The sequence below is a fragment of the Faecalibacillus intestinalis genome (assembly GCF_003024685.1).
Classification (GTDB): domain Bacteria; phylum Bacillota_I; class Bacilli_A; order Erysipelotrichales; family Coprobacillaceae; genus Faecalibacillus; species Faecalibacillus intestinalis.
Map to the genome: position 1 here is coordinate 57,655 of NZ_PYLQ01000011.1, position 25,303 is coordinate 82,957.

Annotated in this window: 28 protein-coding genes; 22 read left to right on the forward strand and 6 right to left on the reverse strand. The window is 27.7% G+C overall.

The features are described from left to right. The first annotated feature begins 1 nt into the window (after window position 1). From C7U54_RS08705 to C7U54_RS08730, 6 genes are read left to right on the forward strand one after another with little or no spacing between them, the layout of a single operon-like run. Window positions 2–1,045, forward strand: a complete 1,044-nt coding sequence (locus C7U54_RS08705) for an NAD(P)H-dependent flavin oxidoreductase (RefSeq protein WP_107030021.1) — start codon at window positions 2–4, stop codon at window positions 1,043–1,045. Next, complete coding sequence (gene fabD / locus C7U54_RS08710) at window positions 1,042–1,944, forward strand: ACP S-malonyltransferase (RefSeq protein ID WP_107030022.1); 903 nt, start codon at window positions 1,042–1,044, stop codon at window positions 1,942–1,944. Before C7U54_RS08705 ends, fabD begins: the two co-directional genes overlap by 4 nt. Before the next feature lies 1 nt (window position 1,945). Next, a complete protein-coding gene (gene fabG / locus C7U54_RS08715) occupies window positions 1,946–2,698 on the forward strand; it encodes a 3-oxoacyl-[acyl-carrier-protein] reductase (protein WP_107030023.1) in 753 nt (250 codons plus the stop codon). Window positions 2,699–2,709: 11 nt separating this feature from the next. Beyond that, window positions 2,710–3,951 (forward strand): beta-ketoacyl-ACP synthase II, encoded by a 1,242-nt coding sequence (gene fabF, locus C7U54_RS08720; RefSeq protein ID WP_107030024.1) that lies wholly within the window; start codon window positions 2,710–2,712, stop codon window positions 3,949–3,951. Further along, a complete protein-coding gene (gene fabZ / locus C7U54_RS08725; protein WP_022000687.1) occupies window positions 3,951–4,376 on the forward strand; it encodes a 3-hydroxyacyl-ACP dehydratase FabZ in 426 nt (141 codons plus the stop codon). The genes fabF and fabZ overlap by 1 nt, the downstream gene beginning before the upstream one ends. A 48-nt stretch (window positions 4,377–4,424) precedes the next feature. Beyond that, window positions 4,425–5,114: a biotin--[acetyl-CoA-carboxylase] ligase gene (locus C7U54_RS08730; RefSeq protein ID WP_107030025.1), complete on the forward strand. Its 690-nt coding sequence runs from the start codon at window positions 4,425–4,427 to the stop codon at window positions 5,112–5,114. A 10-nt stretch (window positions 5,115–5,124) separates the two neighbouring features. Here C7U54_RS08730 and C7U54_RS15215 read toward each other — a convergent pair whose 3' ends face one another. The 6 genes from C7U54_RS15215 to C7U54_RS08755 form a co-directional block, all read right to left on the reverse strand. Further along, on the reverse strand, window positions 5,125–5,892 hold the full coding sequence (locus tag C7U54_RS15215; protein WP_241522595.1) for a PD-(D/E)XK nuclease domain-containing protein: 768 nt from the start codon (window positions 5,890–5,892) through the stop codon (window positions 5,125–5,127). 120 nt (window positions 5,893–6,012) lie between these two features. Then, window positions 6,013–6,750 (reverse strand): AAA family ATPase, encoded by a 738-nt coding sequence (locus tag C7U54_RS15220; protein ID WP_241522596.1) that lies wholly within the window; start codon window positions 6,748–6,750, stop codon window positions 6,013–6,015. A gap of 288 nt (window positions 6,751–7,038) precedes the next feature. Continuing rightward, complete coding sequence (locus C7U54_RS08740) at window positions 7,039–8,037, reverse strand: hypothetical protein (RefSeq protein WP_107030026.1); 999 nt, start codon at window positions 8,035–8,037, stop codon at window positions 7,039–7,041. A gap of 1 nt (window position 8,038) precedes the next feature. Continuing rightward, on the reverse strand, window positions 8,039–8,749 hold the full coding sequence (locus tag C7U54_RS08745; RefSeq protein ID WP_107030027.1) for a CpsD/CapB family tyrosine-protein kinase: 711 nt from the start codon (window positions 8,747–8,749) through the stop codon (window positions 8,039–8,041). A 2-nt stretch (window positions 8,750–8,751) separates the two neighbouring features. Next, entirely contained in the window at window positions 8,752–9,534 is a 783-nt protein-coding gene (locus tag C7U54_RS08750; protein ID WP_107030028.1) for a tyrosine-protein phosphatase, read from the reverse strand. Window positions 9,535–9,536: 2 nt separating this feature from the next. Then, complete coding sequence (locus tag C7U54_RS08755; protein ID WP_107030029.1) at window positions 9,537–10,223, reverse strand: YveK family protein; 687 nt, start codon at window positions 10,221–10,223, stop codon at window positions 9,537–9,539. 649 nt (window positions 10,224–10,872) lie between these two features. Here C7U54_RS08755 and loaP point away from each other — a divergent pair. The 16 genes from loaP to C7U54_RS08835 all read left to right on the forward strand — a co-directional run bounded on the left by loaP (window position 10,873) and on the right by C7U54_RS08835 (window position 25,283). Next, a complete protein-coding gene (loaP, locus tag C7U54_RS08760; RefSeq protein WP_107030030.1) occupies window positions 10,873–11,391 on the forward strand; it encodes an antiterminator LoaP in 519 nt (172 codons plus the stop codon). Window positions 11,392–11,422: 31 nt separating this feature from the next. Further along, the gene (locus C7U54_RS08765; RefSeq protein WP_107030031.1) at window positions 11,423–12,121 is read left to right on the forward strand and encodes a sugar transferase; all 699 of its coding nucleotides are present in this window, start codon (window positions 11,423–11,425) and stop codon (window positions 12,119–12,121) included. Window positions 12,122–12,238: 117 nt separating this feature from the next. Next, window positions 12,239–13,354 carry an NAD(P)/FAD-dependent oxidoreductase gene (locus C7U54_RS08770; protein ID WP_107030032.1) on the forward strand — a complete coding sequence of 372 codons (1,116 nt, stop codon included), beginning with the start codon at window positions 12,239–12,241 and terminating at the stop codon, window positions 13,352–13,354. Then, window positions 13,351–14,250 (forward strand): glycosyltransferase, encoded by a 900-nt coding sequence (locus C7U54_RS08775; RefSeq protein ID WP_107030033.1) that lies wholly within the window; start codon window positions 13,351–13,353, stop codon window positions 14,248–14,250. The genes C7U54_RS08770 and C7U54_RS08775 overlap by 4 nt, the downstream gene beginning before the upstream one ends. Next, the gene (locus tag C7U54_RS08780) at window positions 14,250–15,008 is read left to right on the forward strand and encodes a glycosyltransferase family 2 protein (RefSeq protein WP_107030034.1); all 759 of its coding nucleotides are present in this window, start codon (window positions 14,250–14,252) and stop codon (window positions 15,006–15,008) included. The genes C7U54_RS08775 and C7U54_RS08780 overlap by 1 nt, the downstream gene beginning before the upstream one ends. Window positions 15,009–15,016: 8 nt before the next feature. Continuing rightward, window positions 15,017–15,925 (forward strand): Rossmann-fold NAD(P)-binding domain-containing protein, encoded by a 909-nt coding sequence (locus C7U54_RS08785; protein ID WP_107030035.1) that lies wholly within the window; start codon window positions 15,017–15,019, stop codon window positions 15,923–15,925. After that, window positions 15,922–16,743: a hypothetical protein gene (locus C7U54_RS08790; protein ID WP_107030036.1), complete on the forward strand. Its 822-nt coding sequence runs from the start codon at window positions 15,922–15,924 to the stop codon at window positions 16,741–16,743. Before C7U54_RS08785 ends, C7U54_RS08790 begins: the two co-directional genes overlap by 4 nt. Next, complete coding sequence (locus C7U54_RS08795) at window positions 16,740–17,573, forward strand: NAD-dependent epimerase/dehydratase family protein (protein ID WP_107030037.1); 834 nt, start codon at window positions 16,740–16,742, stop codon at window positions 17,571–17,573. Before C7U54_RS08790 ends, C7U54_RS08795 begins: the two co-directional genes overlap by 4 nt. Then, a complete protein-coding gene (locus C7U54_RS08800; RefSeq protein ID WP_107030038.1) occupies window positions 17,557–18,135 on the forward strand; it encodes an acyltransferase in 579 nt (192 codons plus the stop codon). The genes C7U54_RS08795 and C7U54_RS08800 overlap by 17 nt, the downstream gene beginning before the upstream one ends. Next, on the forward strand, window positions 18,125–19,012 hold the full coding sequence (locus tag C7U54_RS08805) for a glycosyltransferase (RefSeq protein WP_107030039.1): 888 nt from the start codon (window positions 18,125–18,127) through the stop codon (window positions 19,010–19,012). Before C7U54_RS08800 ends, C7U54_RS08805 begins: the two co-directional genes overlap by 11 nt. Further along, complete coding sequence (locus tag C7U54_RS08810) at window positions 19,012–20,262, forward strand: O-antigen polymerase (RefSeq protein ID WP_162297506.1); 1,251 nt, start codon at window positions 19,012–19,014, stop codon at window positions 20,260–20,262. The genes C7U54_RS08805 and C7U54_RS08810 overlap by 1 nt, the downstream gene beginning before the upstream one ends. Before the next feature lie 444 nt (window positions 20,263–20,706). Beyond that, window positions 20,707–21,609: a glycosyltransferase domain-containing protein gene (locus tag C7U54_RS08815; protein ID WP_162297507.1), complete on the forward strand. Its 903-nt coding sequence runs from the start codon at window positions 20,707–20,709 to the stop codon at window positions 21,607–21,609. Window positions 21,610–21,631: 22 nt separating this feature from the next. Continuing rightward, window positions 21,632–23,125 (forward strand): lipopolysaccharide biosynthesis protein, encoded by a 1,494-nt coding sequence (locus C7U54_RS08820; protein ID WP_107030042.1) that lies wholly within the window; start codon window positions 21,632–21,634, stop codon window positions 23,123–23,125. Between the two features lie 18 nt (window positions 23,126–23,143). After that, window positions 23,144–24,211 (forward strand): NAD-dependent epimerase/dehydratase family protein, encoded by a 1,068-nt coding sequence (locus tag C7U54_RS08825; RefSeq protein WP_107030043.1) that lies wholly within the window; start codon window positions 23,144–23,146, stop codon window positions 24,209–24,211. Between the two features lie 146 nt (window positions 24,212–24,357). Further along, window positions 24,358–24,732: an IS1/IS1595 family N-terminal zinc-binding domain-containing protein gene (locus tag C7U54_RS08830; RefSeq protein WP_107030044.1), complete on the forward strand. Its 375-nt coding sequence runs from the start codon at window positions 24,358–24,360 to the stop codon at window positions 24,730–24,732. Between the two features lie 134 nt (window positions 24,733–24,866). Continuing rightward, on the forward strand, window positions 24,867–25,283 hold the full coding sequence (locus C7U54_RS08835) for a hypothetical protein (protein ID WP_162297508.1): 417 nt from the start codon (window positions 24,867–24,869) through the stop codon (window positions 25,281–25,283). The last annotated feature ends 20 nt before the right edge of the window (window positions 25,284–25,303 follow it).

The following is a 25,303-nucleotide window of genomic DNA, read 5'->3' on the forward strand; positions in this document are numbered from 1 at the left end:
AATGTTAGAAATCAATCAAAAAAGCCTAACTGTCCCTTTAATTCAAGGAGGAATGGGTGTTGGTGTTTCTCTAGGAAATTTGGCAGGACATGTTGCTAAGTGTGGGGCGATGGGGGTTATTTCTACAGCGCATCCAGGATACAAGGAAGATGATTTTGAAAGTAATCATCGTCAAGCAAATATTCGTGCTTTAAAAAAAGAAATTTTAAAAGCACAAAAGCTTTCTCAAGGAAAAGGTTTAGTAGCCATCAATGCGATGGTTGCTTTAAAAGATTATGAGGAATTGATCAATGCAGCATTAGAGAGTAAAGTTGATGCTATTATTTCAGGAGCTGGGCTTCCTTTACGTTTACCAGAATTGGTAAAAGATCATGATGTTTTAATTGCTCCAATTGTTTCAAGTGGTAAAGCCTGTAAGGTAATCATAAAACATTGGCTCAAAAAATATCAACGTACACCAGATTTTATTGTTATTGAAGGAAGTCAAGCAGGGGGACATTTAGGATTTAAAAAAGAAGACTTAGAAAATCAAACATGCCAAAGTTTAGAAGAAATTTTTAAAGATGTTGAAGAAATTGTAGAAAATAATAAATTGAACATTCCTATTTTTGTAGCAGGAGGAATCAGTCAAAGAAGTGATGTTAAGCATTTCTTTGATCTAGGTGTCGATGGTATTCAAGTAGCAACACGTTTTATTACAACTTATGAATGTGATGCTTCTATCAAATATAAAGAAGCCTTCTTAAAAGCTATAAAGGAAGATATTGGTTTTGTTTCTTCTCCTGTTGGAATGCCAGGAAGAGCAATGCAAAATAGTTTTGTTAAAAAAACCAAGAAAGAAAAAATACCTGTTAAAAAATGTTATCAATGTTTAATTCCTTGTGATGTTAAAAATACACCTTATTGTATTTCAAGAGCTTTAATAGAAGCTGTTAAAGGAAATTTAGAAGATGGTCTTATTTTTACAGGAGCTCATGGTTATAGGCAAGATCATTTGATGCATGTTGATGAAGTGATTCGTGAATTAATGGAGGATGACAAATGAAATTAGGAATTATTTATGCTGGTCAAGGAAGTCAAGTTGTGGGAATGGGAAAATCATTTTATCCTCGTGAAATCTTTGATCAAAATGAAGATTTAAAGGAATTATGTTTTAATGGACCACTTGAAAAACTATCTTATACACCATATACCCAACCATGTATGGTGATGGTTGCAACAATCATTACAGATTTATTAAAGGAACAAGGGATTGTTCCTGACTATACAGCTGGTCTTTCTTTAGGGGAATATTCAGCATTATATTGTGCAGGTGTTTTTGAAAGGAAACAAGTTATTGATCTTGCACGCTTTAGAGGAAAAGTCATGCAAGAAGCAGTATCAGGAATTGAAAGTGAAATGATTGCCGTTTTAGGAATGAAGGAAGAACTTTTACAAGATTTATGTCATCAAGCAAGTTCATTAGGAGTTGTTTCTATTTCTAATTATAATTGCCCTGGTCAACTTGTTGTTGCTGGTGAAAAGAAGGCTGTGGAAAAAGTTAAAGAATTAGCTTTAGAAAATAAAGCAAGAAGAGTGATTTCTTTAAATACGAGTGGACCTTTTCATACTTCTTTATTAAAAGAAGCGTCACTTGCTTTAAAAGAAAGATTTAAAAAAGAAACTTTTCATGAAATGAAAATACCTGTTATTTTTAATACTTTAGGTCATGAAATCGAAGATCAATCAATACCAGAAATTTTAGAAAAGCAAGTGATGTCATCTGTTTACTTTGAAAAAAGTATTCGCTATATGATAGATCAAGGTGTTGATACGATCATTGAAGTAGGACCAGGAAAGGTATTAAGTGGTTTTGTTAGAAAGATAGATCGAAGTATTCAGCTTTATCAAATAGAAGATATGGAATCATTGAAAAAAACAGTGAAAGCTTTGAAGGGAGAATAAAATGAGATTAGAAAATAAAATTGCTCTTGTTACAGGTGGAGGACAAGGTATTGGTAAAGAAATTGCTAAAACATTAGCTTTAAATGGTGCTTTTGTTTTAATTAATTATATAGATTTAGGGAATAATCAAGAAATTGCTCAAATGACAAAAAATGAAATTGAAAGTCTTGGAGGAAAATGTGAAATCTTACCTGCAAACGTAGCAAGTTATGATGAAACATTAGAGATGTTTAAAACAATTAAAAATGAATATGGAAGATTGGATATTTTAATTAATAATGCAGGAATTACAAAAGATGGCTTAATGTTACGCATGAAAGAAAATGATTTTGATACAGTTATTGATGTCAATTTAAAAGGAACATGGAATTGTATGAAACATGCGACAAAATTAATGATGAAACAAAAATATGGACGTATTGTTTCCATGTCATCTGTTGTAGGTGTTATGGGAAATGCAGGACAAGTCAATTATGCTGCTAGTAAATCAGGAATTATTGGAATGACAATGTCTCTTGCTAGAGAAGTTGGAAGTCGTGGTATTACTGTTAATGCAGTAGCACCAGGTTATATTCAAACAGCAATGACAGATGTTTTAAGTGATGAAATTAAAGAACAAATGAAAAGTCAAATTCCTTTAGGAACATTTGGAAGTGTTCAAGATATTGCAAATGCAGTTGTTTTTCTAGCAAGTGATGAAGCAAAGTACATTACTGGACAAACATTACATGTTGATGGTGGCATGGCTATGTAAAGGAGAAGCATATGAAAAGAAGAGTTGTCGTAACAGGAATAGGTGCTTTAACACCTATTGGAAATAATGTAAATGATACATGGAAGGGTATTTTAAATCATCAATGTGGGATTGATTTGATTCAATCATTTGATACTTCAAATATGAAGGTAAAAGTAGCAGGTGAATTAAAGGACTTTGAAGCTACTGAATATTTAGATAAAAAAGATGTTCGTAAAATGGATAAATTTATTCAATATGGACTGATTGCAGCTAAAGAAGCTATCAAAGATTCTAAATTAGAGATAGATTCTATAAATCATGATCGTTTTGGGGTAGTAGTATCAAGTGGTATTGGAGGATTAGGATCTATTGAAGAAAATCATCAACGTGGTTTAAAGAAAGGATTTGATCGTGTTTCTCCATACTTTATTCCTATGACCATTGTTAATTTAGCAGCTGGTCAAATTGCCATTGCCTTTAAAGCACAAGGACTTGCTACATGTCCTGTAACAGCTTGTGCGGGAGGAACAAATGCTATTGGTGATGCCTTTAGAAATATTCGTGATGGTTATTTAGATGTAACCATTGCTGGAGGTTGCGAAGCAAGCATTACCCCTCTGGGTATTGGTGGTTTTACATCAATGAAAGCTTTAAGTGAATCACATGATCCCAAACATGCCTCCATTCCTTTTGATAAAGAAAGAAATGGTTTTGTCATGGGTGAAGGAGCAGGAATGCTTGTTTTAGAAGAACTTGAACATGCTAAAGCAAGAGGGGCACATATTTATTGCGAAATGGTAGGTTATGGTGTTAGTTGTGATGCTTATCATATGACAGCTCCAGCTCCTGAAGGTATTGGAGGTGCTAAAGCCATGATCAATGCACTTCAAGATGCTTCTCTTGAAGCTAATCAAATTGATTATATTAATGCTCATGGAACATCAACACCGATGAATGATAAGTTAGAAACGGCTGCAATCAAAAAAGCTTTTAAAAATCATGCTCATAAAGTAGCTGTATCTTCAACAAAAGGAAATACAGGTCATTGTTTAGGAGCTGCTGGTGGAATTGAAGCTGTTTTATGTGTTAAAGCATTAGAAGATAACTTTATTCCAGCAACTATTAATTATCAAAATTTTGATGAAGAATGCGATTTAGATATTGTTGCAAATCATGGAAGAAAACAAGTATTAAATTATGTAATGTCAAATTCATTAGGTTTTGGAGGGCATAATGCCTCAATTATTTTTAAGAAATATGGAGAAGAGTAATGGAACTTAATAGTAATCAAATACAAGAAATCAATCCTCATCGTTATCCTTTTGCTTTAGTAGATCGAATTACAGATTATAAACCAGGTGAGTATGCTAAAGGAATCAAATGTGTCAGTGTTAATGAAATGCATTTTTGTGGACATTTTCCAAGTCATCATGTCATGCCAGGAGTTTTGATCGTTGAAGCTTTGGCACAAGTAGGATGTATTGCTATTTTATCAAAAGAAGAAAATAAAGGAAAAATTGCTTTTTTTGGTGGTATTAAAAATTGTCGTTTTAAAGGGCAAGTAACACCAGGGGATGTTTTAGAAATGGAATGTGTTCTTACTAAACAAAAAGGACCCGTAGGAATTGGTGAAGCTATTGCAAAAGTAAATGGTAAAGTTGTTTGCAAAGCTGAACTTACATTTGCAATTCAATAATCTTGAATTGCAATTTTTTTTATTTTATCATGATAAAGAGGTGAAACTATGAAACTGATAGAGCTAGAAGAAGTTGATTCAACAAATGATTATTTAAAAAGAGAATATCAAAATTTACCTATGCAAACATGTGTCACTGCCAAATATCAAACAAAAGGTAGAGGTAGAAATGGTCATGTTTGGGAAAGCCATGCAAATGAGAATTTGATTATGAGTTTTTTATTTAAAGATTTTCATAAAATAGAAGATGCTTGGAAAATGACACAATTAGCAACATGTAGTGTTGTTGGTTTACTTGATCGCAATCGTATTAAAGCAACGATTAAATGGCCGAATGATATTTATGTTGATGGAAAAAAGATTTGTGGTATTTTAGTAGAAACGATCTTAGATCCTGATTTAAAAGGAGTTATTGTAGGAATAGGATTGAATGTTAATAATGAAGATTTTCAATCAATGAAACAAATTACTCATAAAGAGTATAAAATATCTAAACTTGCTATTGGACTGAAAACATTTATGTTGATTTATTATAATTTATATCAAACAAATCAGTTTCATAAGGTTTTAGAATACGCTAATAGTATTTCTTATTTAAAAGATCAATGGGTAGAATATGGTGATTATGGAGAAGTTTGTTTTCAAAAGCTATTAGATGATGGTTCTGTTTTATTTGTTGATCGACAAGGAAAAACATATAAGCAGGTAATTAATGAAATATCTTTACATAATAAATAAAAGTGCAGGCTTAAGCTTGCACTTTTACAATATAACAGTATTTCTTATAAAAGGATATGCCATATCCTTTTACATGAAGATATCCCTCATTGATGATTTCTTCTTCATATTTATTATCAATGATTTGTTGGGCTCCTTCGCTGGAATCCTTAATTAAATCCTTAACACTCTTAGAATGTTTACATTCTAAGATTAGTGCTGTCTGAAAGATTTGTTTAGGAAAGATACATAGATCAAATCTTCCATGCACCGCTTCTCGATTTGATTTGATCTTTTTACCACTAAAGAGTCCTAATAGAAAACTATGATAAAAAGATTCTTCATTATCAAAGTAACTAATACTTCTAGATAAGATATCTCCTAGTATTTCATTTGCATGATCAACGTCTCCTTTAACAAGACTTTGATAAAGATTTTCTTTTCTTACAAAAGTATAGTCTTCAAAATAAGACATGAATGTTTGTTTATAGATTTCATAGACTTCTTTATTGGGAATAATCAGTTTATACTTATTTTCTCCTAAATCTTCTTTTATCTTTAAATATCCTGTAAGTAAAAGAAAACTATAGATATTATTAATATTATCCATTTCTCGATAAGTAAGTTCAGGTTTGATATATTTCGTTAAAGACTTCCCTTGAATGAGTTGTTCAAATTCTTCATGAAGTTCATCACTGCCATTTTGAATATAGTTGACAACAAGATCATTTCCACTGGTATTTGCCCAGAAGGAAATAGGTTTGTTATCTGAGCTATTTAATTTACAATTAACATACATAAGTGTACTCCAAGGATTATAGATTTCGATGTTTCCAGATAAATAACCATCATACCATTCTTTAACTTCATCTACATAATCTGTTAGATTATAATCTTTTAATAATTGTAAGATTTCTTTTTACTCATTTTTTGATTTATAAAGAATAGGATAGGCTTTAAAATTATTTAAACCGGTGAAGATACTTTCTTTAGAAATACGAAGACAACCTGCCATGATTCCTTTTTCTAAAGCATCATTGGTTTTAAGTACTGAAGAAAAGACACTTCTTAGAAATTCTACCATCTCATCATAGTAGTTATATTGATAAGCAGCTTGTAAAGGAACATCATATTCATCAATAAGAATGATGACTTTTTGATGATAATGTTTATAAAGAAAATATGAGATATTGAATAATGGTTTTTCTAATTCATTATCTTCTGTTTCATTATCAACATATTTTTGAAAAAGTTTCTTTTCAGAAGCTAATAATCTCTCACTATTAAGTAATTCAAGATGACTTTTTGCACACAAACAAATAACTTCTTTAAAGCGATTCATTTGTTTTTCATAGGAACTATTTTTCATATCTTTTAAAGTAATGAAAAGTGTTGGATATTGATTTTGATGTTTTATAGCTTCTTTATTTTTAGAAATGTTTAATCCATTAAATAAATAAGCATTCTCCTTTTCTTTAATAGAAAAGAAATAATAAAGCATCGACATATTAAGAGTCTTTCCAAATCTTCGAGGTCTTGTAAAAAAGACACTCTGTTCGTTTAATACATTTTCAATAAGATTTGTTTTATCTACATAATAAGCATTTTTATCAATCATTTCTTTAAAGTTTTCAATTCCTATAGGTACTAATTTCATAAATTATTCATTTCCTTATGTTTAATATAATTTTAATTAGTTAAATTATATATTGTTGTAAACTAAAAATCATTGGACAGATTGTCCAAGATTTGTTGGAATAAAAGATGAATATATGAAGAATTATTTCTTTGATAATATCGAGCTATAAGAATGAGCATAATATAAAAGTGTACTTAATGAGTACACAAGTTGTTAACTAAGCTTTAGTAGTAACCTCTCGTTATAAGGGTTCAGGGAGACTAGAGCTTTTATTTTATATAAAAATACCTCCAGTGGAGGTATTTTCTATTTGATATATTGTAGTTCTTGTAATTTTTGATAGATTTGGTTTGCAAGTAATTGATTGAATGTATCATTACCTGCGAATTTGTCTTCTTTTAGAAGACTTGATGGGATATAGCTATTTGTAAGATCTTTTTGATCTTGTTCAGTAGCTGTAATATTTGCATCTTTTAAGCCATTTGTAAGAAGATAAGTTCTAAAGTCTAAGAAGTGATCTTTATGTTCTTCTTTTAAGATGTTATTATCGTCTCTTACAAGGTTGTTTTGTCTTTTTGATGTCATTGATACAACAATATATTTTTGTGTTTTAATTTGGTTTAAAATAGCTCTTTGATAAGTGATTGTACGATAAACATCTTGGTTGTTTTGTTTATCATAGTTTCCAGAAAAGATAATAACGATATCATTTTCATTGAATTCAGGAAGTGTTGCTTCGATTTGTGCAGGAGCTGTTAGGGTAACAGCTTTTCCAGATTTGTCTCTTGTAAATGTATGAATATTACGAGATGAATCGTAAGCTAAAGTTCCTTTAATACCTTGAATGGTAACTTCATCGAAGTTTGATCCACTACTTTTTAAAGCTTCTACTTGTTCACCTTTTTCATTATAGAAAGTAAGGTCTACAGCTTCTTTATCACCAGGGATGGTGATATTATTAGCGAAAATCTTTGTTCTTCCTACACGAATAGATAAATCAAAAGTTGTATCTTGGTTTCCACCGAATTTAATAATTTCACTATTTGTAAGTGATTCTAAATTAAGTGGGTAACTAGCAAATTCACTTCCCAAGGTAAAGCTATCACCAATACAATAAATACGTTGACTATTTTTTTTCTTTTTTGTTTTTGTTTTTGTTGTTTCTTCTTTTGTTGTAGTTGTTGTTTTTTCTTCTGATTGGTATTTTTTAGCGTTTTGACTTGTTGAAAAACGGTCATAACCAATTAAACCAACAATCATAGCAATTAAAACAACAACAGTAATAGAAAAAGTAACTTTTTTCATATTAGTAATAGTAGTAATGACTACCAGATAGAGATTTTGCTTTTGTTAAAACACTTCCTAAAACGTTTACATTATTTCTTTGAAGTAGTTTTACACAATTTGCAGCATCTTTTTTATTAGTATCTTGTGAAGAAATAGCAAAAATAGTCCCGTCAACGGCATTTCCTACAGGAATGGCATCAGATATCATTCCAATAGGAGCACAGTCAATAATAATGAAATCAAAGGATTTCTTTAATTCATTAATATAATCTTTAAATACATGTGATCCTAATAATTCAGAAGGATTAGGAATATGAATCCCACTTGTTAAAACAGCCATAGTACCTGCAAAAGAAGGATCATTTACACTTTGGAAGTATTCAACATTTAATTTTTTAGTTTGACGATATTCAAGTAAAGCATCTGTTAAACCATGTTTGTTTGATAATCCCATATATTTATGTAAAGTATTTTTTCTTAAATCACAATCAATTAATAAAACTCTATTATATTTTGTTGCAAAAATATAAGCAAGGTTAATAGATAGTGTTGTTTTTGCTTCACCAGCTTGTGATGAAGTAATACAAATTGATTTAATGTCTTTGTCTACTGTAGAAAATTCAATGTTTGTACGAATATGACGAAAGATTTCAGTATAATCAAATTGGCTATGTTTTTTATTTTTATCTAAAATATTTAATGTTTTTCTTTTACTTGTTTTTTTTGCCATAATTATCTCCTTTTAAATATTTTTTTAAAGAAGGATGTTTTTCCTTCAATAGGATCAACTTCTTCATTGTTGATGATATGTAGAGGATTTTCATACATTAATGTATGAATATCTTCATAACTATATTTCTTTACAAGTAAATCAAAGACTTCTTGTAAACAAGGAGAACGATGTCCGTCACAACGATGAGTATCCGTTGCAATTACATGAAGTAATCCTTGATTTAATAATTGATAAGCAAACTTTTGAGCATGTTTACCATGATATCCCAAAAAGCTTGTTGCATTAACTTGAATAAGATAACCATTATCTATAAAATCTTGAATTCTTTCGATATCTAAAGAACCTTTAAAGTATCTTTCAACATGAGCAATAACGGGAGTATATCCTTTATATTGAATTTCATAAAGACGATCTTCTACTTCATTTTCATTTCCTAATTCTTTTCTAACATCAAATTCTACAAGTAAATAATGGGTATTTTCAATAGGTATAAAGATGTTTTGTTCAAGTGCTTCTAGATAATCATGATTTAAAAAGAGTTCACACCCTTCTAAAACTTCAATATTGTAAACTTTAGCAAGCTCTTTTAAATCATGAATTCTATCTTTAATAATTTCTAAATCTTTTAAAGTATGTTTTCCAGAAACAACATGAGGTGTTGCGACAATCGTAGAAATACGATTATTTTTAGCTTTTTCTAAAGCCTTTTTAGCATCTTCAAGTGACGGCATTCCATCATCTATATCCCATGCATAATGACCATGTATATCAATAAAAGCCATAACTAATCCTCAAAATAAGGAATAACGCCAAGATTTGGAATTTCTAAATATTTTTCAACGTCTTCTTGAGTATGTAAACGATTATCTAACATAAATCTAATAAAGATAATACCAATACTTAAAATAGCACCTACTAAACCACCAATAACTATATTTTTAGGAACACTTGGTGAAACAGGTAATGTTTGAAGTTTTGCATCATCAACTGTTGTAATATTGTTGATATTTAAAGTTTCTTTCACTTCATTTGTGAAGACATCAACCGTTGTATCAACAATTTTTTTACTGAGTTGTGGATCAGTTGTTGTTGCTGAAATAGAAATAATTTGGGTATCTGTTTCATTTGAAATAGATAAAGCAGAAGAAACAACATTTGTATCAACGTTTAATTCTTTAGCAACTTTACTTTGAATATTGTTTCCTCCAAGTAAAGCTACATAGTTTTTAGTCATCGAATTATTTGAGTTAATTTGTGAATAGTCAACGATTCCTTCGTTAACTTCTGGTTTTGGGAAGATTCTAGCTGTAGAAGCATATTGTTTTTTAACAAAGAAAATAGTAAAAGCTCCCACTAAAATCGCACAAATTAGTGTTGAAATAATAATGATATGTAAATGTTCTTTTAATACTTGAAACAATTCAGCTAAATTAATTTCAATCTCTTCATTTTGGATTTCTTGATTATCCATTACTTAATCTCCTTTAATACATATTTTTATAAACAATTATAGATACTACGTCGATGCTCATTATCTAACAAAAGCCTTTAAAAATCAACAGAATTAGATTTTTTTATAAAAGTCTTATTATATAAGGAAAGGAAAGTCATAAATTTGACCGTTTAGTTGTAAAAATCGACCGCTCAGTAATTAAAATGAGAAATTATCAAAATAAATTGACAAAAAATAACATATTTATTGATAATTTAAGAAATCACGGTATAATAAGATTGATTATAGATGAACTCGAAAAATACGTCGTATTAACTTTAAAAAATTGAGGGGGGGTACAAATATGTACATAAAAAAGTATTTTTTAGAATTAAAAAGAATATTTATATCGAAACAAATAAGTATGATTTTATCAAAGCTTTTTATATTATGTAATACATGTAAAAGAAGGCTTAATGAATTATACTTATTTTTTGTAAGTAAGATGGGATATGTGTATCCTCTCAATTAATGAGTGGTTTAAAAAATTTGAAAGTAATCATGATGACAAAAGATAAATAGAAAAGAATCGTCGCTGTGCCGCGTTGTTTTCTCTTATCTTATATATTAGAAAAGAGTCCAATAGAATTATTGGATGGGCGAAGCATGCTCAAATGGAGGTTATTGTATGTTTGATAATTGGTATGTTGTTCAAGTAAGAACAGGAAAAGAAGAAGAAATCGTTAAGAAATGTCAGTTCTATATTGATCATGATATTTTACTTGATTGTTTTATTCCAATCACGAAAAAGAAAAAGAAATATCATGGTACATGGCATATTGTCGATGATATTCTTTTTAAGGGATATATCTTTATGATTACTGATAAAGTTGAGCAACTTTATACAGAACTGAAAAAGATACCAGATCTTACAAAGCTTTTAGGAAATGATGGAGAAGACATCTATCCTATATATCCTCAAGAAGCCATGTTTTTAACAAAGTTTTCTAATAGAAATCATGTGGTTGATATGTCTCGAGGTGTTATCGAAAATGATAAGATTATTATTACAGATGGTCCTTTAATGAATCTGGAAGGATATATCACAAAGATAGATCGACATAAGCGAATCGCTTATGTTGATGTAGAACTACTTGGAAAGATTACAAGAGTACAAGTAGGCCTAGAGATTATTAGTAAAACGTAGTTTTATGTTTTATTTAGGGAGGGGTATAAATATGGAATTAGATTCAAATGGTGTTAGCATTGAACAGCCGATAATTCAACAAGATAACTATGAAAGTTATTTTAGAGATGAAATAGAAAAATATAAAAATACAGTAAACTATAAACCAAAATACGCATATGAATTTTTTAGAAGATTAGTAGATATTATCTTTTCTTTAGTTGCATTAATTCCTGTATTAATTCTTATTTTAATTTTTTCAATTATTATTAGAATTGATTCAAAAGGATATCCTATTTTTTCACAAGTAAGGGTTGGGAAAAATGGTAAACTAATGAAAATACATAAACTTAGATCAATGAGAATTGATGCAGAAGCTAATGGACAAAAATGGGCAGAAGATGATGATCCAAGAATTACTAAAGTTGGTAAATTTATTAGAAAACATAGAATTGATGAATTACCACAATTAATAGATGTTTTATTTGGTAGAATGTCACTTATTGGGCCAAGACCCGAAGTGCCTAAATTAACAGTTGAATTCAATGCTGAAAATTCAGGTTTTGTGACAAGATTAATGGTTGCACCTGGATTATCAGGATGGGCTCAAATTAACGGTGGATATAACGTAACACCTAAAGAAAAGTGGATTTTAGATAATGAGTACATAGAACAAAGAGGATTTAAAATGTATTTTAAAATCTTTTATTTAACAATTAAAACTGTATTAACAGGGGAAGGGGCTAAGTAATATACTAAAATTAAAAAAACGTAATCAATCACGGATGAAAAAGATTGATAGAAAGGTAAAGTATTTTTATATGATCCCACTTAGAAAGGGACTGTTAAAGGATATAAGGACAATAAATTGGAACTGTTTGATAAAATTATTATTGGTGCGGGAATATATGGGTTATATTCTGCTATTTATTCTGGGAAAAAAAATGAAAAAGTGTTAGTAGTTGAAAAAGACTCTGAAGCTTTTGGAAGAGCTACATACATAAATCAAGCCAGAGTACATATGGGGTATCATTATCCAAGATCGTATTCTACCGCAAAAAAATCAGCAAATTATTTTGATAGATTTGTAAGTGACTTTCCAGAGTGCATTCATGATGATTTTAAACAAATCTATGCAACTTCTTCAGCATTTTCATGGACAAATAGAGAACAGTTTAAAAAATTTTGTAAAGATACAATGATAAAATGTGAAGAGTTACCTGCGAACAATTACTTTAACGAAGAGTTATGTGATGGTGCATTTTTGACGAGAGAATATACATATGATGCAAAAATATTAAGAGATATTTTTTTAAAAAAAATTTGTGATTTAAAAAATATAACAATATTATATGATACAAATATAGAAACTATTCGTAAAGATGAAGAGTTTTTTATTTTGAAAACTGATAAAGGGATGTTTAATACACCATATTTGTTAAATACAACGTATGCATCTATTAATCAAATTTTAGATATGTTGAATTATGAAAAATTAAAAATTAAGTATGAACTTTGTGAAATAATATTATGTAAAACGAATAAGCAATTAGCGAATGTCGGATTTACAGTGATGGATGGTCCATTTTTTTCTATAATGCCATTTGGGAAAACAGGATTACATTCTTTAACATCTGTGACATTTACTCCACATCAAGTTTCATATGATGATTTACCAACTTTTGATTGTCAAAAAGGTAATGAAAGTTATTGCTCAAAATACTCGTTAGGTAATTGCAATTTTTGCAAAAACAAGCCTAAAACTGCATGGGAATATATGTCTAATTTAGCAAAAAAATATATGAAAGATAACTTTGAATTTGAATATGTGGAATCGTTATATTCTATGAAACCAATATTAATGGCGTCAGAAATTGATGATTCAAGACCTACTGTAATTAAACAATATAGTGAAAAACCGTATTTTTATACAGTATTATCGGGAAAAATAAATACAATATATGATTTGGAGGAAATATTATGATAAATAAAGAAAAAAGTTTTGTATCTGTTGTGTTTTATGTACGTAATTTTGAATTGTATATAGAAAAATTTATTAGTAGCGTAATGAAAGTTATAGGTGAAAATTTTGAACATTATGAATTTATTTGTGTAAATAATGATTCAACTGATAAAACAATAGATATATTAAAAAAAGTACATAATGAAAAATTCTCTGATGTTTCATTAAATATAATCTCACTATCATATTGTAAATCAATTGAAGAGGCTATGGCTTCTGGTCTTGATTTAGCTATAGGGGACTTTGTTTATGAATTTGAAAGTATTATTTTAGATTACGAAACAAATTTGATTATTGAAGCTTATAAAAAATCATTAGAAGGAAATGATGTTGTATTTGTTTCTCCAAATAAAAAAGCAACAATTATCCAAAAAATTTATTATAATATTTATAATTTTGGAGTAAAAAAAGATCAAAAAATATATCCTGAAAGATTTAAAATATTTTCAAGACGAGCTATCAATAGAGTAGGTAAGATGTCAAAATACTTTTCAAATAACACATCAGTTCTTAATACGTGTGGCTTGGATAATAGTACGATTTTCTATAATGCATCAAAAAAATATATCAAATATGATAAGGAAGAAAAAAGAGAAAGAATATCAAAGGGATTAGAGTCATTATTAATTCATACATATTCCATTCAATACTTTTTAATTGTTATGAGTTTTATTTTCTTTCTTGCAACAGTAATGACATTGTTTTTAAAAAATACCACCTTATTTGCGTGTTTTTTTATCTGTTTTATTTGTGTGATTTTAACTTTGCTTTTAGTACAATACATTCATACATTATTGAATATGACTTTTAAAAATAAGGTACATCTTATAAAAAATATTGAGAAGGTGGTAAAGTGATGGTAGATGATTTAGTAAGCATAATAACACCTGCATATAATGCCGAAGAACATATAGGTGAGACGATTGAAAGTGTATTGGCGCAAACATATAAAAACTGGGAAATGATTATTGTAAATGATTGTTCAAAAGATAATACTTTAAAAATTGCAAATGAATATGCGGCGTTGGATAATCGTATAAAAGTAATAAATCTGGAAAAAAATGGTGGTGCGGCAAATGCATGGAATGTGGCATTTAATTGTATGAAAGGAAGATATTTATCTTTTTTGGACTCTGATGATTTATGGATTGAGACAAAATTAGAGGAACAAATTAATTTTATGCAAGAAAATAATTATGCATTTACATATGCAAGTTATGATTGGATTGATAGCAATTCTAAATCGTTACATAAAATTATAAAAATACCAAAAATTATGTCATATAAAACTATGTTGAAAAACAGTAATATTGGGCTTTTAACTGTGATGATAGATAGAAATCAAATCAATATTAAACCAATACCTTGTGTAAACATGGCATGGGATTTTTTGTTGTGGGCAAAAATTTTAAAACAAGGTGTAATCGCACATGGATACGATAATATAATTGCACATTATAGAATTCTTAGCAATTCTGCTTCTAGAAACAAAAAAAAAGCTGCGCTTGGTTTATGGAATATATATAAAAATTATTTATGTATACCTTTTTTTAAGCGATGCTATTATTTTATGTGGTATGCGTTGAATAGCATAAAAAGATATTATTTAGATTAGGAGATATTATGAAAATATTAGTTGGTGATACAGGATTTGTAGGTAGTAACCTAAAAAAAATAATGCAATTTGATTATACTTTTAATAGTAAAAATATTGAAAATGCCTATAATTTACATCCAGATTTATTAGTTTATGCAGGTGTAAGGGGAACAAAGATTTTAGCAAATAAGTTTCCAAAAGAGGATGAAAAGAATATTGAAGATGCTAAATTAAATATTACTAAAATTAATCCTAAGAAATTGATATTAATTTCTTCTGTCGATGTTTATGATGATTTGGATGGAAAAAATGAAGATTACATAAGTAATGTTAATAATCTACATACTTATGGAAAAAATAGATTTCTATTAGAAAAATGGGTAGAGCAAAATGTTAAAGATTATCATATAGTTAGACTCCCAGCTATTTATGGTAATAATTTGAAAAAAAATTATATATATGATTTAATCTCTCCCGTTCCAAAATTTTTGGAGATTGAAGATTACATAAATGTTGAAAAAGAATTTCCAACTATTTTTTTATATTATAAAAAAAATGGGGAAATTTTTTATAATATAAATAAGGATTCAAAACTAAGTTCATATTTTCTTAATTCAAAATATAATTCTTTAAGATTTACAGATTCAAGATCAATATATCAGTATTTTGATTTACGAAAATTAGATAAGATAGTTGAATTGGTTATATCTAACTCAATTAAAGTTTTAAATTGTGTAACTGAACCAATACAAAGTGATCTATTATATAAAAAAATAAATGGTACAGAATTTAATAATTATATAGTTGAAAATCCAATTCAATACAAATTGACAACAAAATGGGCATATTTGGTTAATGAAAATAAATATTTGGAAAATTCTGCCGAAGAAATAAAAGGATTAATTAATTTTATAGAAGAGGAGAGAAAAAAATGAATGTTGCGTTATTAATAATTGGATATGATGGCTATGTTGATGTATGGGATAGTTATTTTGAGTTATTGAATAAATATTGGCCTAGTACTATAAGACCAAAAACTTATCTGGCTACGAGTGTGTTACATCCAAATTATGATGGTGTTGAAGTAATAAGTGCTGGTGAAAATTCAGAATGGAGTAATAAGGCTAGAACTGCATTAGAACAAATTAATGAAGATTATGTTGTTTTATTATTAGAGGATTTCTTTACAACAAGAAATGTTGATGGAAAAAAACTGGAACATATTGTTAATTTAATGGAAGATAATAATTTAACTTTTTGTAGAATACTTGATCAAAAAAAGATGAAGGGTAAGCATTTTAAAAAAGAAAAACATATAAAAATCATTCCTTCAAGTGATAAGTATGGATTATGTTTAGAACCTGCAATTTGGAATAAAAAATATTTATTAGAATTGATAGGTGAAGGAAACTACAATCCATGGATTTTCGAATTTAAGTTATTAGGGAAAGGATTACATAATAACGGGAAAATTGATTCTATTCAAGATGATAGTAATATTTTAGAAATTACACATGGTATTATCCAAAGCCAATATTTACCTAAGTGTATTAAAATATTCAAAAAGCAAAATTATACATTTGATTTAAAAAATAGAAATGTTTTAAATAAAAAGGATAATTTTAAATATAACTTGAAATGTTTTGTAAATTTTCATTCTCCTGAATGGTCGAAGAAACCATTAAAAGTAATAGGAAGAATGATGGGAGTTGATTTTGTATCTGATAGAATTTTAGGCGGTGAAAAAAAATGAAAATACTAGTAACAGGAGCGAATGGGTATCTAGGCCAAGGAATAGTAAAACAATTAATTGAAGATAATAATGAAGTAATTGCATGTGATTTAAGTTTAGATAATGTAGATAATCGTGCTAAAAAGGTGCAAGCAGATATTTTTTCATTAACTAATCCATATGAATATTTTGGAGAACCTGATGTTGTTCTTCATTTAGCGTGGAGAAATGGATTTGTACATAATGCAATCAGTCACATGGAAGATTTACCATCTCATTATTTGTTTATAAAACATTTATTGGATGGAGGATTAAAACATATTGCAGTTTTAGGTACCATGCATGAAATTGGATTTTATGAAGGATGCATTAATGAAAATACTCCAACAAATCCGCAAAGTTTATATGGAATTTCTAAAGATGCTTTACGAAAGGCGACTTTTTTATTGTGCGAGGAACATAAAGCTATATGTCAATGGATTAGAGGGTATTATATTGTTGGTAATTCACATTATGGATCGTCTATTTTTTCAAAAATCACTAAAGCTGTACAAGAAGGAAAAACTACATTTCCATTTACAACAGGTACAAATCAATGGGATTTTATAGATTATAATGATTTCTCTTTTCAAGTTGCTTCTATTGTTGAACAAAAAAAGATAAATGGAATAATTAATTCGTGCTCAGGATATCCAGAAAAATTATCAAATAGAGTTGAGAAATTTATAAAAGATGAAGGATATAAAATTAAATTAGAATATGGTGCATTTCCTGATAGGCCTTATGATTCAAAAGCAGTATGGGGAAGTAATAAAAAAATAATGGAGATTTTAAATGAAAAAAATTATTAAAACTATTTATATGTTTATTTTTCATCCTTTAATTGCCTTTAGAACTCCTATAAATAAATTTCTATTTATTAAAAGAAGAGCAAATATAAAACACTATAAAAGAATACAATTGGGAAAAAATATTTCTATTGGGACAGATGTCAGAATAAATTTTTTTAATCATGATTTAGATAAGTCACTTTATTTGGGTGATAATGTATATATTTGTAATAGAGATTCATTTATAATTGGAGGAAAAATAACAATTGGTAGTGATACTATAATTGCAAGTGATGTAGCCATTATTTCAGAAAATCACAGTATAAACCCTGTTCACAATTTATCTTATAAAGATCAAGATATTATTTGTAGTGATGTAAAAATAGGAAAAGGTTGTTGGCTAGGTGAAAAAGTAATTGTTTTACCTGGAGTTGAAATAGGGGATAAAGTAGTCATTGGTGCTGGAAGTGTTGTTACAAAATCTATACCAAGTTATTGTATTGCTGTAGGTAACCCGGCAAAGGTAATAAAAAAATATAATTTTGAAAGTAATAAATGGGATGGTGTTTTGAATGAAAAATAAAGTTGCTGTATTATTGTCAACTTATAATGGTGAAAAATATTTAGCAGAGCAATTGAAGAGTATATTGAATCAACAAGATGTTACAGTTAATTTATATGTTCGAGATGATGGATCAACGGATAATACATTAGAAATTTTATATGAATTTGCAGCAAAAAATAATAATATAACTGTTTTCAAGGGTGAAAATGTTGGCTTTGCTGAGAGTTTTTATTCATTATTAAAAATGAATATTGGTGCGGATTATTATGCTTTTAGTGATCAAGATGATATTTGGGAAAAAAATAAACTAATTACAGCCATTAAATCTATAAATAATAGTAAAAAACCAATGTTGTATTATAGTAATCTTAATGTTTTTGATATGGTTAACAATAGTAGATATTATTTATATAACAATGAATATGTAAAAAAATATTTTTCACGTTATTTTTATATATATAATGGATATGGGTGTACAATGGTATGGAACAGTGAATTAATGAGTGAACTTAAAAAATTAAAAATGCCAAAGGGAATGACACATGATATTTGGGTGAATTTGGTTGCCAATTCTATAGGTAATTCTTTTTATGATAGTAATAGTTACATTAATTATAGAGTACATGGAGGAAATGCTTGTGGAGTTACACCTAATAGTTTTTATAAGAAATTGAAAAAAATATATACTTTCTATTTTAAAAATAAAAAGCAATTGTGTATTAGTTTGAATTGTTCTTATATTATAAATCATTTTGATATGAAAGATAGTTTAATAAAGAGTATTGCAAATTATAAAGAAAAAAAAATACATTTTATTTTTTCATTATTAAAAGCAGATTTGCCAAAGAATGATAAGTTAAAATTCATTCTATTGGCAACTTTTGGAAAATTATAGTGATTTTTATTGCTTTAATTGGAATATTTTTATTTGCAATATTATCCTATTTTAAGGAGAACACTATACTATCTTTGCCTTTCATTTTTCATTCATTTTGGTTTATGATTGTATTTTTATCTATGTTCCATTTCTTTGGACTATTTGAAATATCTAACAAAACGTACAGTATAGTTTTACTGGGTAACTTGTTTTTTTATTTTGGTACTTTGACAAGTAATATAAAGTTATTTTGTAGAAATAAATTACATATACAAACTTTAAATTTTAAATATCGAAAGAATTTAATGTACATTTTATTGTTTTTTGCTATTTTAATTATGTTAAAAAAAATTATGTTATTATTACCAATAATATTAACATCAGGAATAACATCAGCTAGAACAGAAATGATATTGAATGAATCTTTGAATTTATCTGGATTTTTACTGACATTACAGGTTTATTTTGCGAAACCTTTTATTAGATGCGTAAGTATTATTTTGATGGTAGATTTATTTCAAAATAAAATTAATATAAAAAATATTATTAAAGTATTATTAATTACTATGTTGTCTTTTCTTTCGGATGGTGGAAGATCGGTTATGATACAATTATTTATTTCATTATGTATTTTGCTTTTTTATTATAGAAAAAAAATTTCAAAAAAAAATAAAAAGAAAATAATGTATAGTATATTAATTATTGGTATATTAACAAGTTTGCTAACTATTGAACGTGGTGTAAATTTACTTGAAAATTTTTATACTTATTATGCAGGGTCTTTAGTATTCTTTTCTAAATCTTTAGATATGAATTATCTTTTCAATAGTACGTTTTTATATGGTGTTAATGGATTTCAAGGTATATTTAGGCCGATTTTTGGTATTTTAAACATATTTGGTATTCAGGATTTCTCTTTACTTTCAAAAGCAAATAGTTTTTTGATGGATTGTCAAAATACAGTATTTTATGTTTCACCAAATATTAAAATGAATTACTTTGTTACGTGTTTTGGATATATGTATAAAGACTGTGGAATCTTTGGATTGATTGTCGAATCGTTTGTTTTTGGGGCAATAATGTCTAGATTCAGGATGAAAAAAGGGGATATTTATCAAGTTTCTTGTTTTATTCTATTTGCTCAAGGAATATTATTCAGTATGAGTATCACTCCTTTTGCAAGTTATAATTTTATTATGACTTTTGTGTATATTTATGTTATTACTAATAATTTTAAAAAGAAATTGAGGATAAAAGTGTATAAATAAAATCAACATTTTTACGAAAAAAAAGTGACTTAAAAACAAGTCGAAAATGTTTAAAAAATTCGAAATTATGTGAGTTGTTGTTTAGTTTAGTATTTTCTAAAGTAATTAATGTTACTTCATAACCAAGATTTGTAAGAAATACTGTGGTTTTTAATATTAGAAATGGCATAGACTGTCAACAAGCGAAAATAGACGAATTGTCTATTATACAATCATAAGTGTCCGGGCTTAAAATCTCACTTGTTTGTGTTTGAAAAGTTGACGGCGACTTATAAAAATTCAGGATATTCTATATATAGGTAGAATTGCCTACTCACCCCACCGTGCTTTGTAGTATACCATCTCTTTTTAAGTATATTACATGAAGTAAAAATGGTGAATAAATTTATATTACGTGTTTGTATCTGTGTTGAGCGCAGCTCATACGCATAAATGGAGGAAAATATGATAGAAAAATATCAAGAAAAAAAATTAGAATTAATGAACAAAGAAAGAATAGATTTGGAAAATTCAAAAGAGTTTATATTAGGTAGAAAGTTATTTAAAATAATAAACATTTTGAAAAATAGAGATATAAAAAAATTAAAAAAAATTATTACGAATAATATTCATAGCAACAAAGTAAAAGTAGACTATAAGGAAAATAATGATTGTGAATATAACGATATGATAGGTGATGTTAAAATAGCTGTTTATACATCTGTTATTGGTAATTATGATAAAATAAACGATAACTTTATAAAATACCCAAAATGTGATTATTTTATTATTTCTGAAAAAAGAAGAAATACAAAAAATTGGAAATGGATAGATATAAAAGAATTTTATAATTCTTCTAGTCCAATAAATATGAATAGATTTGCAAAAATGAAACCGTCTACTTTTTTTAAAGAAAAGGGATATGATTATTCTATATATATTGATGGAAACATTGATATTATTTCTAACATATCATGTTTTATTAATCAAATTAATTCAGCTACAGGATTAGCTTTTCATCATCATAATTCTAGAAATTGTATATATGATGAGGCAAACAGTTGTATTGCAATAAAAAAGGGAAATAAAGATGAAATAGTTAAGTTTATTAAAAAATTAAATTATGAAAAATTTCCTAAAAATTATGGATTGTTTGAATGTAACGTTATAGTAAGTGATTTAAATAATGATAATTCGAAAAGAATATTGGATGCTTGGTGGAATGAATTTTTAAATACAGATGTAAAAAGAGATCAATTAATTTTTCCGTATGTATTGTGGAAATTGGGATATAAATTTAATAATGTAGGCTATTTAGGAAACAATGTATATAAAAATTATAAATTACATATTAATAGTCATACCTAATTTATTTATGAAGGAGTAAAACATGAGACAGAGAAAATTAATGTATAATACCTTTTTTTCTTTAATTTATCAAGTTACAACAATCATATGTGGTTTTATCCTTCCTAGATTGATATTAGAAAATTTTGGAACAAATACTAATGGTCTGGTTAATTCTATTACACAGTTTTTGAGTCTAATATCATTTTTGGAATTAGGAGTGGGGAGAGTTATTCAATCATCTCTCTATAAACCGTTGGCTGAAAATGATACTAATGAAGTAAGTAAAATTGTTAAGTCAGGTAAGAAATTTTTTAAAAAACTAGGATTTATATTATTAGTATATGCAGTTGGGTTAGTTTTTATATATCCTGTTATTATTAATAGCGAATATAATTTTTTATATGTTTCAACTTTAGTCGCTGTACTTGCTATTAGTACTTTTGTACAATATTTATTTGGAATAGTTAATAGATTATTACTGAATGCTGATCAAAAAGGATATATTCAATATATTGTTCAAACAGTCGCCATTATTCTTAATACTATCGTTTGCTTTATTTTAATATATCTCGGTTTTAATATACATATTGTAAAATTGACTACATCAGTAATTTATTTAATGCAACCTATTATAATAAATTTATATGTAAAAAATCATTATAAGATAAATAAAAAAATCAAATATACAGTAGAACCGATAAAACAAAAGTGGAATGGAATTGCTCAGCACATTGCTGCTGTTGTGATAGATGGTACAGATATTGTAGTATTAACGACTTTTGCGACTTTGTCAGATGTGTCGATTTATACAGTTTACTTTTTTGTAGTAAAAGGTGTAAAACAATTATTTATGTCATTGACTAATGGAATTACATCTCTTATAGGAGAGATGTGGGCTAAAAAAGAATTGGAAAATCTGAATAATTTTTTTGGTTGGGTAGAGTGGATTATTCACACATCTACAATTTATATATTTGGTGTTACTGCAATTTTAATTGTATCATTTGTACAAGTATATACTAAAGGTATAAATGATGCGAATTATTATCAACCATTATTTGGGCTTATGATTGTTTTAGCTAATGCAGGTCATTGCTTGAGATTGCCATATAACATTTTGATCTTAGCAAGTGGACATTATAAACAAACACAAAATAATTATATTATAGCTGCTGTATCAAATATTGTTATATCAATATTTTCAGTTAGACAATTCGGATTAATTGGAGTAACGATTGGGACATTAATTGCAATGTTATATCAAACGGTATGGATGGCGTATTACAATTCAAAGAATTTGATTAAATGGCCTTTTAAAACATTTATCAAACAGCTTTGTATAGATATTGTAACTTTTGCTATCATGTATTTTATTTCAACTAAGGCATTTATTTTTAATCCAGCAAATTATTTTGAGTGGGTAGTTATTGCGATAAAAGTATCATTAATTACATTGGTTATTGTTTTTATGATTAATTTTGTTTTTTACAGGAAATATGTTAATAATATTTTTCATAAAATTTTAAGAGGGTAGAGAAAGGAAGTATGAAAGTTGAATAAAACATTTTTTGTTACAGGTTCAGCCGGTTTTATCGGTTCTAACCTGGTATTGAAATTATTAAAAGAAAATGAAAATATTCATATTATCGGTATCGATAATATGAATGATTATTATGATGTATCAATAAAAGAATACAGATTAAATAAGATTAAAGAGAAAATAAAAAAGACTACAAATAAGTGGTCTTTTTATTATGGAAATATTTCTGATAAGAAATTGATTGATAAGATTTTTGAAGAATATAAACCTGATATTGTAGTTAATTTAGCTGCACAAGCAGGAGTAAGATATTCTATTAGCAATCCTGATGCATATATCGAAAGTAATTTAATTGGTTTCTATAACATCTTAGAAGCATGTAGGCATTCTTATGATGATGGAAACAAAGGTGTGGAACACCTTGTTTATGCATCGTCAAGCAGTGTTTATGGATCTAATAAGAAAGTACCATATAGTACAGATGATAAAGTAGATAATCCAGTAAGTTTATATGCAGCTACTAAGAAATCAAATGAATTAATGGCACATGCTTACAGTAAGCTTTATAATATTCCATCAACAGGACTTAGATTCTTTACAGTTTATGGTCCAGCAGGAAGACCAGATATGGCTTATTTTGGATTTACAAATAAGTTAAGAAACAATGAAACAATCAAGATCTTTAACTATGGAAACTGTAAAAGAGATTTTACATATATCGATGATATTGTAGAAGGAGTATCAAGAGTCACGAAGAAAGCTCCTGAAAGAAAGACAGGAGAAGATGGCTTACCGGTACCACCATATGCAGTTTATAACATAGGAAATAGTCATCCGGAAAACTTACTAGAGTTTGTAGATATCTTACAACAGGAATTGATTAGTTCAGGAGTATTACCAGAAGATTATGATTTTGAAGCACACAAGGAACTCGTACCAATGCAACCAGGAGATGTACCAGTAACGTATGCTGATACATCAGCATTGGAAAGAGACTTTGGATTTAAACCAAGTACATCATTAAGAGATGGACTTAGAAAATTTGCTAAATGGTATAAAGAATTTTATATGGGAGATTAAATGTATAAATAAAATCAACATTTTTACGAAAAAACCTAATCCAAGATAAATGTTGGTGATAACACCTAATAATGTCAGTCTAACTTTTGTGATAGAAAGCTTACCATTTTGATTTGTTTTATCATATAGTCAAGAGGTTGAAAGCTATGGAAAATAAAATGTTTAATGATATTATTGATTCAATTATTAATAATGCAAGTGATGATGAAATTGAAATTATTAGAGAAAAACTTAATAATCACTTGATCAATCACATCTACGATTCAAATATTCATGAAGAACTATCAAACAACTATGATAGTTCTTTTTGTCCTCATTGCCAAAGTAAACATATCATTAAATATGGCAAGGATAATAAAGGCAATCAAAGATATTTGTGTAAAGAATGTTCAAAAACATTTTCTTCTATTACTGGTTCATTGCTTTCATACACTAAAAAGCAACCTTATCAATGGTTTGAATATATTCAATCTTTATTTAATGGTGATACTCTTGTTCATTCTGCGATATCGCTGGAATAAGTGAACCAACCTCTCTTGTATGGAGACATAAAATACTAAGTGTTCTTGCTGATTTGACTCATGATAACCCTGTTTTAAGTGATACGGTTTATTTGGATGAAAAACTAAATGTCGTTACACATTCAGGCAAACATATGGAAAACAAAGAAAAACAAAAAAGAGGGATGAGCAGTCAAAAAAGAAATATCGTATGTGCCATAGATCAACATAACAATAAAGTAATCCAAGTATCTGAAACAGGAAGGATTCATTCCAAAGAGCTCTATAAAATATATAAAGATAAGATTCCAAGTACATGTCAAGTTGTAAGTGACAGCACCCTTAAAAAGATAAATGATTTACATTCATCGATAGATTTATTTCTATATAAGTATCGAGGAATATCAGATAAATATTTAAGAAATTATATAGGGCTTTATAAATATAAAGATCAACATAATAAATATTATCAAAAGAAGATATTTCTTCATATATTCAAAGAGATAGGCAACAGCTTATGTGCATTGAAATTCAGTAATTTTAAATATGATTCTAAATTTTTCACTATTTGATTAGTTTTTCAAGAGATACT